Source organism: Borrelia duttonii Ly (assembly GCF_000019685.1).
Lineage (GTDB): Bacteria > Spirochaetota > Spirochaetia > Borreliales > Borreliaceae > Borrelia > Borrelia duttonii.
This window is the reverse complement of the sequence record NC_011229.1, coordinates 861882-877665: the sequence shown is the minus strand read 5'-3', so window position 1 is coordinate 877665 and position 15784 is coordinate 861882. Positions and strand designations below refer to the sequence as shown.

The window sequence follows — 15784 nt, the reverse complement described above, 5'->3', positions numbered from 1 at the left end:
ATATATGACACTTGCAAAAAATACTTTATTTATCAATAAAAATCCTTTTAAAAATATTAAATACAATTATATAATATTCTATAAAATAAATATGAAAAAACACAAAAATATATTAATAGGAGTATGCGGGGGAATCGCAGCTTATAAAGCAGCTTATATTATCTCAAATTTAATTAAAATGGGATATAACGTTAAGGTCATAATGACAGAAAATGCAACTAAATTCATTACACCCCTCACACTAGAAACTCTTTCTAAGAGTAAAGTTATTACAAACCTGTGGAATACCAATCATGAAGAAGTAGAACACATAAACTTAGCAAGATGGGCTGATTTAATATTAATTATTCCAGCAACATATAATTTTATCTCTAAAATTGCAGCTGGAATTGCTGATGATATTTTAAGCATAGTATTATCCGCAAGTAAAGCACCAACTTATTTTGCAATAGCAATGAACAACATAATGTATCAAAATCCCATTTTACAAGAAAACATTAAAAAATTACAAAAATACAATTACAAATTTATTGAACCCGATAAAGGTTTTTTGGCATGTTCTTTAAATGCTATTGGACGCCTTAAAAACGAAAATGATATTTTAAGTATCATATCAAATTCACCCATGACAAAATTACCATTAAAAAACAAAAAAATATTAATAACTGCTTCAAGAACCGAAGAAGAATTAGATCCTATTCGTTATTTTTCTAATAAATCAACAGGACAAATGGGTTTCAATATAGGTATTGAAGCACAAAATCTTGGAGCCAATGTTACAATCATTACAGGGCCAAGCAATGAAGAAACACCTTATGGAATAAATGTCATTAGAATAAAAACAGCAGCAGAAATGTACAAGGCAACAATAGACATATACAAAGAATTTGACATAATAATTGGAACCGCTGCTGTAGCAGACTTTAGACCTGATAAAATTTATAAAACTAAAATTGAAAAAAATAATATAGAAGAACTTAATATTAAATTGGTCAAAAACTTAGACATAATTGAACACATAGGAAAAAACAAAACTAAAAACCAAATTGTCATCGGATTTTGCGCTCAAAAAGATGAAATTTTAATAAAAAAAGCCAGAGAAAAATTAGAAACAAAAAATTTAGACTATATTATTGCAAATGACTTAAAATATTTTGGATCAAATGTAAATAAAATTTACATAATAAATAAAGATAAAGTTGAAAAATTTCCAGAAATGTCAAAAAAAGAAACAGCAATAGAAATCTTAAAAATTTTATATCAATAATTTACTAAAAGCTTTTTTAAATATTCTGAATTAGTTGTTTTTTTAATTTCTTTAAGTCTATCTAAAAGTAATGCTGATTTATTATAAACAGCTCCCTTAATTGCAAGATTCATTAAATTCATATTTTGACTCTCAATAATTTTAGAATAAAAATCATCAAAATTACCCTTCTTAGATGCAAATAACATAGCAATATTTACAAGAAATTTTGAAGGTTTATTAATATTTTCTTTATTCAAAAGATCTAAAGCAATAGAACGAGCAGAATGTATATCTTTATCTAGAAGATAACTAAAAACAATAAACTTAAAGTTACTCTCAACAGAAAAATCAAACACTATTTTTTGTATAGCCTCATAACCAGAACCCATATCCACTAACGCTTTACCAGAAGCTTCTCTAACTTTTGAAGAAGGATCACTTTTTATTTTATAAATTAACACCTCTTTTGAATCAATATCATTATGCTCCTTAATAGCCTCAACAGCACGAATTCTAATGTTTGCATCAGAATCTCTTAAAAAATCATGCAAAATATCTTTTGATTTTAAAGACACATCTCTTGAAAGTGCTTCTATAATAGCAAGCTTAATATTGTGATTATTATTATTATTTTGAAGATATAGATGGGCATTTTCTGTTATTTTCTCAGGAGCAAGATATGATAATGCTTTAATAGCTGAAGCCTTAATGGACGGATTTTCATAACTATCAATAGAAATTTCATAAAATCTGTCTGCATAATCAATAACATTAGATTTACCAAGAGCAATCAGTATTGCTGATTTAACACCATCATTATTAGAATACTTATCGTAAACATTCATCATCTCTCTAGAATACTCAGGGGAAGAAAGTTCACCAAGATAATAAGCAGCAATAGCTACAATATTTCCTTCTTTATTTTCAAGAATATCAATAAGAGTTTTCTTTAAGTCATTCTTATCACCTAACTTTTTAAGATATAAAATTGCCAAATTAATCAAATCATTAGGATATCTATTACTTTCATAATTATTAAGAATATCATTTGAAGCATCAATACCACCTTCATACTGAAGTGACAAAAATAAGTCAAGAATTGCCCGTTTAAGATCAATATTAAAAGTTTTTTGTAATCTCTTTTCAAGTAAAGCATTGTATTCCCCATCACCTGATTTTTTAAGACTATCAATAATTTCAATAACCTGAACATCAAGTCCATAGGAAATAACATCATTTACCTGCTTTATATTCAAATCAATATCTCTAGACGTAGACTTTTTAGATGAATCACTCTCTAAAGCATCTTTTACTTTATCTTCATTTATTTTAGTTTCAGGCCTTAAAGGCAATAAAGACCTATTTGACAATGCTGGTGACTTATTCACAGAAAAAGCATTAATAATAATAATACAAAATAAAAGAATAAACCGTAAATATATCATGTAATATCCCTACTAATAAATTTAAAAACCCTAATAACACCAAGCAAATAATAACATAATATCAAAATAATAATGTTAACTATGCCTATAACGCTTAATAAGTAAAAATTATTAAAACTAAATCCTATATCCCACTTCAAATTTTTTAAAAAAAAATAAAATAAATATAAAGGAATAATAGAAATAAATGACTTAATAAAAACTATTATGCTTTTATTAAGTTCAAGATTCATGTCATGCCTCAACCCAATAAAATAAAAAATAATAATGCATATAATAAAAGAAACTGATTGCGCAATAGGCAAAACATTTACCGTTTGATAATACTTAATACCAAAAACTGAAATAATAATATCAATAATAGAAAAAAGAAGATTAAAATATAATGGTATTTTGGAATTACGTATTGCAAAATAATATTTTTGAAATAATCCAAAAATTGAAGAAAATAATAATCCTAATAAAAAATATTGCAGCACACCAACGGTCCTTTGAGTATCATATACAGAAAATTTACCACCTGTAAGTAATAAATTCAAAATAGGAGCAGCCCAAACATACATTAAAAAAGACATTGGAACTAAAAGAAAAATTAACATATTAATTCCCTGATTAAAAATTGCATTCAAACGTTCTTTATCACCCAAAGAAGCATATTCAGACATCTTAGGAAAAATAACCGTAGCAATCGAGACATAAAAAATCCCCACAGGAAGCTGATAATAAACAATTGCATTACTTAAAACAGAAACACTTCCAATATCCAAGGTTGATGCTAGAGCAAATGAAACTTGTTGAGTAATAATTGCAAATAAGGCTGATAAAATCATATGCGACCATCTCTTTAAAAACATTAAAAATGAAGAATCATTAAAATTCAATATTGGTCTATATATAAGACCAATACAAATACAATTTATCATCTGAATTAGAAACTGTAAAATCCCACCAACAATAACCCCAATAACAGCACTATATATACCATATTGGCTATAAAAAAAATATATGCTTAATATAATGCTACAAGAAAGCATAACAGGAGAAAAAGACGGTATAAAAAAAACTTTATAAGAATTTAAAACCGATGCAAATATAGATGACAAACTTATTAGCAATATATAGAGTATTAAATAATTAAATATATAACTGGCTAAATCCAAATTACTATCTCTGTAAGAAGATACTAAATACATAATTTGCTTAGAAAAAAAAACCATAACACAAATAATAAAACTAATAATTATAATATTAAAAGTGATAACCCGCCTAAAAAAAACAATAGCATGCCTATCAGATTTCTGTTTTTCATGAGTAAATTCAGGCATAAAAGCTGAAGTCATAGCACCCTCAGATATGATCTTTCTCAAATTATTGGGAATATTAAAAACATAATTAAAAATATCTGCTTCAATATTTGCACCAAAATAATAAGAAAACACTTTTATCTTAATAAAACCCATTACACGAGAAAAAAAAATTGCAATCATAACAACAACTGTTGAAATAACATCTCTACTCATTCAAATTACCTTCATCATACTTATCCAAATAAAGCTTTCTAAATTTTACAAAATTATCATTCATAATTGCATTTTTAGCCTTGTTAATTAGTCTAAACATATAATGAATGTTGTGCTCACTAGCTAACATAACTCCAAGTGCTTCTTCTGATTTAAATAAATGCCTTAAATATCCCCTTGAATATCTCGTACATAACGTACAAGAACATTCTCTTTCAACAGAACAAGTATCAAAACGAAATTCAGCTCGATTAATACGAAGTATTCCATTATCAGTCAAAAGTGAACCATGTCTAGCAATTCTTGTAGGATTAACACAATCAAAAATATCAATCCCATTATATATTGCATCTAATATATAATGAGGAGTACCAATACCCATTACGTACTTTGGTTTATCTTTAGGTATTAGTGAAGAATTATATTCAAGAATTTCTAAATATCTATCTCTTGGTTCCCCAACAGATATCCCACCAATCGCAATACCAGGACTATTTAATTCCAAAATTGATTCAGTGCTTCTTTTTCTTAGATCTTTAAAAAAATTACCCTGCGTTATTAAAAATAAAAGACCCTCATACCCCTCTTTTCTATTTTTATAAGCACACAATGTACGACGAGCCCAAGAAGTTGTAATATTTGTATACAAACTTGCCTCATCATAATCAATACCATAAGGACTACAAATATCAAGAGCCATAATAATATCACTCTCAAAAGTCTCTTGCATACTAAATACACTCTCAGGTGTAAAATAGTGTCTAGACCCATCAATATGAGATTTAAAATCTACCCCTTCATCCTCAATTTTTCTAAAATTAGATAAAGAGAAAACTTGAAAACCTCCAGAATCTGTCAAAAAATTTTTATTCCAAGTCGTAAAATTATGCAAATTTCCATATTTTTTTATTACATCAATACCAGGTCTTAAATACAAGTGATAAGTATTTGCAAGCATTAAATCACATCCCAATTTTTCAAGCACATCATGCTTTAAAGCCTTCATAACACCCAAAGTACCAACCGGCATAAAACATGGCGTTGCAACATTCCCATGAGGAAGTTCAAGTATACCAAGTCTTGCATTAGAATTTTTATCATTTTTGATAATATTAAACATAAAATCCTTAAACCCTATTATTTACATATAAGATTATAAATAACAAAATTAATAATAATAAACAAAATAGTAGGTAATGAACTTGCAATAAATATGGATAAATAACCAAGATCTGCTAAAAAATTAAAGACCATAATTGAAATAACATATACAACTGCAAATGCAATACTATTTAATAAACTCCATATAAAAATATTTTTCTTCAAAAAAAGACTCACAAAACTCACAGTAAAACTTAGTAATATTAATCTAAATGAAAAAAATATTCTATTCAATAAATCAAATAACGCATCAGAATAATTTAAATTTTCTTTTATTAAATCTCCAATCCAAGTAACAAGCTTTGAAAAATTCAATGTTTTGGAAGAAAGCATAATTATTTTAATATATCCTGGCTCTAAATTTACAATATTCTCTCCATCAAGAACTTCATAAAATTTTTCTATAACATCTAATTCTACTTTATAAAATTCTCTAACACCATAAAGCATCCACTTAGAATCAACCCACTCAGCTTTACTGATATCATATCTTTTTTTAAAATTATCATCTTGATCTTTCAAAATAATCATCAAATTAGTAATAATATGAGTTTCAACATCAAAACGTTTAATATTATAAATTTCTCTTGCAAAATCCTTAATAATTATATTTCTATCATTTGCACCTTGATTACCAATATTATTTTTAAGGAATGCATCTCTTTCTGCAACAGTATCTACAACTAAATAATTATCAAAAAAAAAGAGTATCACTGAAACAAAAACACTAAGCATAATTATTGATCTCAATATTCTAGCAATCGAAATACCACAACTAAAGAGACCTATAATTTCATTTCTCATTGAAAGATTACCAAGAAGATTAGAAACAGCAAAAAGAAAAGATAAAGCTACACCATCTGAAAAACATTTGGGTAAGTAAAGATAATAAATATAAATAATATCATTAATACTAAGATTATGTTCAAGATAATTTAAAAGGTTAGTTAATAAATCAAAAAGCACAATTAAGATTACAAAAAGAAAATTCATAAATAAAAAAGTCAGTAATATGTTATTTACAAAAATTTTATCTACTTTCATCTCTTTAGAAGTCTCAAAAATAGTATTAAACCTGCAACCATTAAAAGAATATTTGGCAAGATAATAACAAGAATAGGGTTTGGAGCATGTTGAACTGTATACACCTTTCCACCCATAAACATCGCCCAATAGAAAACACAAATAAGAATTGAAATAACAAGTTCAAGGATAATAGAATATTTTTTATTTGAATACATACCCATGCCAAAAGCTAAAAAAATAAAAAATAAAACAGATAATGGCAAACTAATCTTTTGATAAAATTCCAAATAAAAAAAAGCATAACTTCTATTGGCAATAAGATCTTCATAAGGAGCATAATTTACACTCAAATTATAAACATAATTTAAATTTTCAATAATAGAATTCTCATCAAAAATATTATTCTTATCATATAAATAATTTAAATAAATATTTGCAAAATTCATATTTAAAAGATCTTCTTCCAAATAATTTTTTGTATTTAATTCTTCAACTAATTTACTTTGTCTGACAACAAGTTTAAAAACATCTCTCATACTCATCTGAGATGGGGGAACATAAGTTAACACCCAACCATCACTAAAAGTAACTTGATCTATTGAATATTTCATACGATCAGCATAAAAATAATCATAAAAGCCCTTTTCATCTTCTGTTAGAGCAATTGACAAAACATTATTTAAAATAAAATATACTTGATGATTTTCCTTTTGAATATTGAGTTCTTTTGCCATAAATATTCTGTCATAACCTTTAAGTCTAGTATTATCAAAAAAAGTCACATTTTTATAACCTGTTTCAGATTTCTCCCCCGATACAAATATCAAATCTCCATATTGCTTACTTGAATAAGGTTTCAATATTAAATGAGGTATTTCTTCTTTAATATCATTAAAAATTTTCAATCTACCAATAGATCCAAGAGGCAGTAAAAAATCATTAAGAATAAAAGAAACTAATGCAATAATTACTCCCAATTTTAAAAAAGGAGTCAATAAATTACTAATAGATATTCCAATTGATCTAAAAGCCAAAATTTCATTATTAAGTTTAAATCTATAAATAGTAAGTATCACAGAAAGCAATGCTGCAAAAGGTGGAGATAAAGCAACTACCATAGGAAGCGAGTATATAACAAAAATAAAAGCTTTAAAAAATGGCACATAGTTTTGAAGAAGTATTCTCATAAAAAAAAGTATTTGATTTATGAAAAACACAAAAAGAAAAAACAAAAAAGTAATAAAAAAATACTTGCAAAATTCAGTAATTATATAAGATTCATAATTGTTTTTTAATACTCTCATTTATAAAAACCAAACCATTATTTAAAGTCCCAAGTATAACATAATCATCAAAATTTAAAATCTTGATTAAATTTAAACTAATAAGCCCATCACCAGGACCTAAATAATCCCAACTATCACTCATCGTATCATAAATTAATAAACCATGCTCAAAAGTTGCAAATAATAGTTTATTATCCCTAATTTCCATATCAAGAAAATATCCAATGCTAGAATCATTATTAATGTCATATCTTATATAAGTATGATTATCTAAATTGAGTCTAAAGAGCCCACCACCATAAGTTCCAATATAATAATAATTATTATACTTTTTGATAAAATTAATATTTTTTTCACTCTCCAGTTTACTAAAAAAATTTAAATGTTTAACATTATTAAAATCGGTTAGATCAACGCTATAAATAGATTTATTCATTGTTCCAACAAATAACAAATTTTTTTCCTCATCTAAATATAATGATGAAATTCTATTAGAATTAAGCTTAATATAAGTCCACTCCCCTCTATCAGAATAAAACCATAATCCAGAATCTAGAGTCCCAACAAAAATGCCATCTTTAGCACCTAGCAAAACCTGTATACTACCTAAATTAATTTGTAAAGGTTTTTCAACTTGTTTAACAGACCCTTCCAAATCATCAATATAATAAAGAACATTATTGCCGCCAATATATATAGAACCTCTATGCTCTGTAAAACCTTTAAGACCATTTAAAAAAATACTTTTCTTATCTTTAATATAAACTTTATATTCATTATTTTTAATATCATATCGTAAAAGACCACCAAATATATTTGCAACAAAAACATTATTTTCGAAAACAAACATATCAAAAATACTATTATCTAAAAATCCCAAAGTCTCTAAATTTAAATAATTTATTCCAAACTTATTATTTAAAAAGTTATAAATTCCAAGATCATAATCCGAATTAAGAGAAGTCTGATCAACCTCTTTCAATGCAGATATTGCACCTAATCTATCCTTAACAAAATATTTAAGTTCAGCAACTCTAAGACTCGCATGAGAATATTTATAATTTTTTAAAAAATTATCAAAATTATATTCAGAGAGATCATAAATTCCCATACTATAATTTAAATATCCAAAAAATAAATTTGCCTTTGCAACTAATTCTTTAGGATAATTTTTTTCATCAGTTACTATTTTATTCAAATAGTAACTGGCTGCACCAAAATCTTGTTTAGCATAACTCTCCCTAGCACTTTTAAAATAAGAATTCTCTTCTTGTAAAAAAGCATCACTCAAAAAGAAAGATTCATTATCTCTAAGTCCCAATAAATAATCCCTCTCCTCAATCTCTAAGTCATCAATATTCGAATCTTTATTATCAACCATCAAATCAAAAGAAATTTCAACACCACCTTTCTCAAGAGAAATTTTAATATTTTCATTAGTAAGACATGACACAAATAAAAACAAACTTAAAAAAATAATGTTTATGTGATTTACAAATACCATAATATCCTATTAATCTCTAGCTAATTCAAGTTCAATTTTTCCAAATTTATCAATATCAGATATTCTAACTTTAACTATCTGCCCTTCTTCTAATCTTGGGAAACGCATACTAAAGCTACTTCTATTATCTCTCCCATATCTAGAATTTCTATTACTATACCTAGAATGCCTAATATCACTACCATACCTATCATCTCTAGATCTTGACCTATTACTCAAAAACCCTTCCTTAGTAGGAGTAAGTTCAATGAAAGCTCCAAAACTGTTAATTTTTTTCACAATGCCATCATAAATTTCACCAACCTTAGGTTCCCTAACAATACTCTCTATTTTTGCCTTAGCTTTTTGCATCTTTAAATTATCAGTTCCAAAAAGAGTAATTCTACCATCTTGTTCAATTTGAACTCTAACTTCAAATTCATCTGTAATTGCTTTAACCGTCTTACCAGTAGAGCCAATCACAAGAGAAATTTTATCAATATCAATTTGCAATTGAACGATTTTAGGCGCATTAACAGATATATCACCTCTTGAACTTGAAATAACAGAATCCATAATAGATAAAATATGCATTCTTCCAATTCGTGCCTGTTCAAGAGCATCTCTCATTAATTGTTTTGTAACATTTGAAATTTTAATGTCCATCTGAAAACCAGTAATCCCATTTTTGGTTCCTGCGACTTTAAAATCCATATCACCTAAATGGTCTTCTTCTCCAAGAATATCACTCAAAATAACATATTTATCATCATTACTAATAAGTCCCATAGCTATCCCTGCAACTTGTTCTTTAACAGGAACTCCAGCAGCCATTAAAGACATACTTCCAGAACACACGGTTGCCATTGATGATGAACCATTTGATTCTAATACTTCAGATACCACTCTAATGGTATATGGAAAATCATCTTTTTTAGGTAACATAGCTTCAAGGGATCTTTGAGCTAAATGCCCATGTCCAATTTCACGTCTTCCTGTCATAAGTCTACCTGTCTCGCCAACAGAAAATGGAGGAAAATTATAATGAAGCATAAAATTAAGACGCTTATCACCATCAATATCATCCATTACTTGCTCATCAATACTTGTACCTAGCGTTGTAACAGCCAATGCCTGGGTTTCACCTCTTGTAAAAAGAGCAGAACCATGGGTTCTCTTTAAAAGATCAACTTCAGCAATAATATCTCTTATTTGTGTAGGAGTACGACCATCGGTTCTAAGATTATCCTCTAAGATTGATTTTCTAACAATTTCTTGTTCAAAATCATCACAAGCTTTATAAAAAAGAATTTCATTTTCATCATTGATCTGCTCAAGAGAAGAAAAATGTTCATAAGCTTTCTGTTTAACTAACTTTATAGCTTTATCTCTATTAAGTTTCCCCCTTACAAAACACGCATCTTTAAGTTCAGAATAAATTAGACTTCTAAGATCATCCTTAAATTCAAAAACCTTTTCCTCATAAGCAAGTGGTAACTTTTCTCTCTCACCTATTAAATATATAAATTCTTTTTGTAAATCACAAATTTGCTTAATATAAGCATAAGCCTTATCTATAGCATCAAGCAAAATTTCTTCACTAACTTCATTAGCACCACCCTCAACCATTGTAATTCCATCTAAACTTCCAGCAACAACAATATCTAAAACAGAATCTTGTATCTCATCAAAAGAAGGATTTACTATAAATTCATCATTTAAATAAGCTATCCTCACAGCTGCAATAGGACCATTAAAAGGAATGTCTGACAAAAAAACAGCCGTAAAAGCAGCATTCATCCCCACAATATCAGGAGGATTCATTTGATCTGTAGACAAAGTTGTTGGAACAACCTGAATTTCCCTACCAAACCTTTTATCAAAAAGTGGCCTCATAGGTCTATCTATCAATCTAGAAACAAGCACTTCTTTATCTTTTGGCTTACCTTCCCTTTTAATAAAACCTCCAGGAATCTTTCCAGCAGCATAATATTTCTCATTATATTCAACAGATAAAGGAACAAAATCTAAATTTTCTCGAATTGAATCTGAACAACAGACTGTAGCAAGAACAGTAGAACCACCATAAGTAGCAAGAACTGCTCCATTTGCTTGCTTAGCTAACAAACCTGTCTCTAAAATTAAATCTTCTCTGCCTATTTTCAATTTTAAAATTTTTCTCAAAACCTACCCCTTATTACTTTCTAAGTCCAAGTTTAGATATTAAGGTTCTATAAGCTTCCAAATTCTTTTTTTGATAATATCTCAATAAACTTCTTCTCTGCCCAACTAACTTTAATAAACCTCTCTTAGAGCTATGATCTTTCTTATTATTTTTCAAATGCTCTGTTAAATACCTTATTCTATCTGTAATTAACGCTATTTGTACTTCAACTGAACCTGTATCATTCGAATTCTTTCCAAACTCTGTAATTATTTTTTGTTTCTGTTCTTTACTAATCATAAAAACGGCTCCTATACCATCATAGCAAAGCCTACAATAGACCATCTTGCTATAATTAAAATCTTCATCAGTCAATTATAATATTTTTTCACTCAAATAACAAAAACAGTCTAAAGACTTTTTTGCTAAAAATTACATAAATCTAACTAAATCAAGTTCATTATCAATAATAACGCTAAAGAATAATATATTATAAAAACTTTATTTCAATCTTACTTATCTAAAGTACTGCAATAAAGAGCAATAATCTTGTAATCAAATAATAAAATCAACAATTATTATTTATAAATCAAATATTAAAAAATAATAATATACCTATATTTATTTAAACCAATACCACAAATTACTGCTAATATTTTCTCATTCTGAGACTTCAAAATTTTAAATTCGCCATCATTAATAGCAATATTTATATAAATACCATTTTGTATAAACCTAATCATACTATCATCAACATAAATTTTCTCAAAAAAATTTAAAGATTCTATACCAAGTAAAGAGTTATCATTAAGATTGTCAAAACAATAAGCATCACCTAATTTAAAATCACCAATTTGGGTTCTCTTAAGGCTCTTTACATAAGCACATGATCCTAAAGCACGTCCTAAATCTCTTGCTATACTTCTAACATAAGTACCCTTAGAACATTTGATCTTTAATTTTAAAATACGAAAATCAATGTTATAATCTAAAATTTCAATATCATATATATTTATCTTCCTAGCTTGCAAGTCAAAAGACTCTCCACTAAGAGCAAGCTTGTAAGCCCTTTGACCTTTAACATGAATTGAAGAAAACTTAGGTGGAACCTGAAAAATCTCACCTATTAAAGACTTAACACCAAGAACTACTTCATTAAAATTGGGAACATAATCTGTTGTATTTACTATTTTACCATTAGGATCAAGCGTATCAGTCTCAATACCAAACTCAAATTCTGATATATACTCTTTATCTAAAGATGTGATATAACCTGAAAGTTTAGTATATTTACCAACCAGAACAACTAAAAGACCACTTGCAAATTTATCAAGAATACCTGTATGTCCAATGCGACTTGTAGAGAAATATTTTTTTATAGGATAAAGAGCCTCATAAGAGGTCATTCCAACTAGCTTATTTAATAAAATAATCCCATCCATTAATTTTTACTATTCTTCACTAAAATTTAGATTTTCAATTATTTTATTAACATAAAAAGCCTTAGAAATAGTATCATCTCTTATAAAATTCAATTTAGGAGTATTTCTCACCTTAATACGCTTAACAAGTTTTCTTTGAATAAAACCCTTAGCATTATTCAATGCTTTAATAGCATTATCAAGAGATACACCTTCTTTAATAGACCCAACAAATACTTTTGTATTAATTAAATCATTTGCAATCTCAACCCTTACAACAGTCAAAAATTCATGCACTCTAGGATCTTTAATTGATCTTGTTACTATCAAATTACCAATCTCTTGAACTAATAAACTCTCAAGTTTTGATTTTCTTATTGCTTTTTCCATACATAAACACAAACAATTATTAAGACTCAAAACGTCTCTTCACTTTCTTAACTTCAAATGCCTCAATGACATCACCTTCTTTAATATTAGAATAATTATCAATCATAATACCACATTCATATTGAGCACCAACTTCCTTAACATCCTCTTTAAATCTCCTTAATGAGGAAATTTTACCAGAATGTATTTGATATCCATCCCTCATGATATTAGTTACAGCATCACGCTTTATGCATCCTTGTGACACATAACATCCAGCCACTACCCCAACCTTAGGAATATTAATAACAGCACGAACTTCAGCAAATCCAATAAACTGCTGTTCAATATCTGGTTCTAACATACCTTCAAGAACTGATTTAATATCATTAATTGCATCATAAATTATATTATACTTTTTAATTTCAACTTTTTCTTGATCAGCCAAAAATTGTGCTTTTGCTGTAGGCCGCACATGAAAACCAATAATAACTGCCTCACTCGCTGCTGCAAAACTAATATCGGTCTCTGTTATTGCACCTACCGAAGAATGAATAACTTTTACTCTAATTTCATTATTAGTCAATTTTTCAAGAGAATGCTTTAAAGCTTCAACAGAACCTTGCACATCTGCTTTTAAAATTATCTTAAGTTCTCTTAATTCCCCATCCTTAATTGAATCATAAAGATTTGACACGGTAACTTTTTTAACATTTTTAGCATCTTCATATTTCTTAAGATCTTGCCTTTTAGAACTAATTAATTTGGCTTCTTTTTCTGTTTTTGTAACTTGAAATGGATCACCGGCTTGTGGAATTGATGAAAAACCTAAAACACTAATTGCTTTTGCAGGACCAATACTCTTAACAGATACTCCTCGTTCATTAATCAATGCCCTAACTTTACCATGATATACTCCTCCAACAAAAGAATCTCCTATAGAAAGAGTTCCATCCTCAATTATAACAGAGCAAACCACTCCTCTACCCATATCAATCTTAGCATCAAGAACTCTCCCAACAGCCCTCTTGGTTGGATTTGCTTTTAATGACATTACTTCGGCTTGCAAAATAATCATATCAAGAAGTTCTGTAATACCAATATTTTTAAGAGCTGATATTGCAACAAAAATTGTATTCCCACCCCAATCTTCAGGTATCAAATCATACTCTGAAAGTTGATGCTTAACCTTATCTAGATTTGAATCTGGTAAATCAATTTTATTAACCGCAACTATGATAGGCACATTTGCATCCTTTGCATGATTAATAGCCTCAACAGTCTGTGGCATTACTCCATCAACAGCAGAGACAACAAGAACAACAATATCAGTAACCTGTGCTCCCCTGCTTCTCATCATTGTAAAAGCCTCATGTCCTGGAGTATCTAGAAACGTTATTTCATGTTCATTATAATTAATAGTATAAGCCCCAATATGTTGAGTAATCCCACCAAATTCAGTTTGATTGATATCAATATTCTGCAACACTGATAAAAGTCTAGTCTTTCCATGATCAACATGTCCCATTATTGTAATGACAGGTGGTTTTGTAACTTCTTTACTCTCATCATCTTCCTCTGCCTCTATCACTGTTTCATCATAAATTGAAACAACATTAACTCTTGAACCATATTCTTCAACCAAAATAGTAGCAGTATCAGAATCAATCTTTTCATTAATAGTAGCCATTACACCTAAGGTCATTAATTTAGCAATTAAATCCGAAGATTTTAAATTCATTTTTCTTGCAAGTTCAGCAACAGTAATACTACCCATAATATCAATTGACTTAGGAATTGGATTTGCCAAATTTTCTTTCTTCTTTTTCTGAAGTTGTTCAAAGACTTTTTGTTCTATTGTTTTGCTCTCAATTTCCTCTTTCTTCCTTTTATAAACTTTTTGGCTTTCCTGTTGTTGCTTCTTTTTTTCGCCAAGTTTTCTATTAAGAAGACCCTTATTATCAGAATCAGAAGGAGGTGATATAGTTGCACTAGAGACAACCTTAGTCCTAATTACTCTTCTAAATGACTGGGAACTATTATTACTACTATTACTATTATCCCTACTATTATGAGTATAGTTTCTATTAGAATATACCCTATTACCTTGTTGCACCACCCCAGAATTATCTTTATTATCCGTAGTACGAAAAGAAGAAGATTTTATACCTCCCCCTCTAGAATAAGAATGTTCTCTATTATCTCTATTATAAGTAGAGCTTCTATTAGAATACCTTCTATTACCTTGTTGCACCACCCCAGAATTATCTTTATTATCCGTAGTACGAAAAGAAGAAGATTTTATACCTCCCCCTCTAGAATAAGAATACCCTCTATTATCTCTACTATTACTATCTCTATTGTAAGTAGAGTTCCTATGAACATATCCCTTATTGCCCTGTTGAACAGTCCCAGAATTACCCCTATTATCTGTATGAAAAGAAGACGATCTACCACCCCTATCTTTATTATCATACGAATATCCCTTACCAGAAGATTGCTTATTCCATGAATTTGAAGATTTCAAAGAATCATCTCTAGAACTATTCAAATTTTTATCAGTATGAGCTACAACTTTTACCACCTTCTTTCGTAATTTAACAACCTTAATTTTTTTTTCATCTTCACTGTGATCATCATCAATATTTTCTGACAAACTA

12 protein-coding genes are annotated in these 15784 nt (G+C 28.2%); 1 reads left to right on the top strand and 11 read right to left on the bottom strand.

Annotated elements, in window-relative coordinates:
• Nucleotides 1-91: 91 nt before the first annotated feature.
• A complete protein-coding gene (coaBC, locus tag BDU_RS04090) occupies nt 92-1267 on the top strand; it encodes a bifunctional phosphopantothenoylcysteine decarboxylase/phosphopantothenate--cysteine ligase CoaBC (protein WP_041177797.1) in 1176 nt (391 codons plus the stop codon).
• Here coaBC and BDU_RS04085 read toward each other — a convergent pair.
• The 11 genes from BDU_RS04085 to infB form a co-directional block, all read right to left on the bottom strand.
• Nucleotides 1261-2694 carry a HEAT repeat domain-containing protein gene (locus BDU_RS04085; protein ID WP_012538550.1) on the bottom strand — a complete coding sequence of 478 codons (1434 nt, stop codon included), beginning with the start codon at nt 2692-2694 and terminating at the stop codon, nt 1261-1263. The genes coaBC and BDU_RS04085 overlap by 7 nt on opposite strands.
• Nucleotides 2691-4214, bottom strand: coding sequence for a murein biosynthesis integral membrane protein MurJ (murJ, locus tag BDU_RS04080; RefSeq protein ID WP_012538549.1), 1524 nt, complete (start codon nt 4212-4214; stop codon nt 2691-2693). Before murJ ends, BDU_RS04085 begins: the two co-directional genes overlap by 4 nt.
• Complete coding sequence (gene tgt, locus BDU_RS04075; protein WP_012538548.1) at nt 4207-5334, bottom strand: tRNA guanosine(34) transglycosylase Tgt; 1128 nt, start codon at nt 5332-5334, stop codon at nt 4207-4209. The genes murJ and tgt overlap by 8 nt, the downstream gene beginning before the upstream one ends.
• A gap of 17 nt (nt 5335-5351) precedes the next feature.
• Nucleotides 5352-6419: an LptF/LptG family permease gene (locus tag BDU_RS04070; protein WP_041177757.1), complete on the bottom strand. Its 1068-nt coding sequence runs from the start codon at nt 6417-6419 to the stop codon at nt 5352-5354.
• Complete coding sequence (locus tag BDU_RS04065) at nt 6416-7705, bottom strand: LptF/LptG family permease (protein ID WP_012538546.1); 1290 nt, start codon at nt 7703-7705, stop codon at nt 6416-6418. Before BDU_RS04065 ends, BDU_RS04070 begins: the two co-directional genes overlap by 4 nt.
• A complete protein-coding gene (locus BDU_RS04060) occupies nt 7680-9191 on the bottom strand; it encodes a hypothetical protein (protein ID WP_012538545.1) in 1512 nt (503 codons plus the stop codon). Before BDU_RS04060 ends, BDU_RS04065 begins: the two co-directional genes overlap by 26 nt.
• Before the next feature lie 9 nt (nt 9192-9200).
• Nucleotides 9201-11354 (bottom strand): polyribonucleotide nucleotidyltransferase, encoded by a 2154-nt coding sequence (pnp, locus tag BDU_RS04055; RefSeq protein WP_012538544.1) that lies wholly within the window; start codon nt 11352-11354, stop codon nt 9201-9203.
• Nucleotides 11355-11367: 13 nt separating this feature from the next.
• Nucleotides 11368-11634: a 30S ribosomal protein S15 gene (gene rpsO, locus BDU_RS04050; RefSeq protein WP_014696616.1), complete on the bottom strand. Its 267-nt coding sequence runs from the start codon at nt 11632-11634 to the stop codon at nt 11368-11370.
• Nucleotides 11635-11930: 296 nt separating this feature from the next.
• The gene (truB, locus tag BDU_RS04045; RefSeq protein WP_012538542.1) at nt 11931-12776 is read right to left on the bottom strand and encodes a tRNA pseudouridine(55) synthase TruB; all 846 of its coding nucleotides are present in this window, start codon (nt 12774-12776) and stop codon (nt 11931-11933) included.
• A gap of 9 nt (nt 12777-12785) precedes the next feature.
• Entirely contained in the window at nt 12786-13145 is a 360-nt protein-coding gene (gene rbfA / locus BDU_RS04040) for a 30S ribosome-binding factor RbfA (protein ID WP_025400981.1), read from the bottom strand.
• Nucleotides 13146-13164: 19 nt separating this feature from the next.
• Nucleotides 13165-15780 (bottom strand): translation initiation factor IF-2, encoded by a 2616-nt coding sequence (infB, locus tag BDU_RS04035; protein WP_041177756.1) that lies wholly within the window; start codon nt 15778-15780, stop codon nt 13165-13167.
• Nucleotides 15781-15784 lie beyond the last annotated feature (4 nt).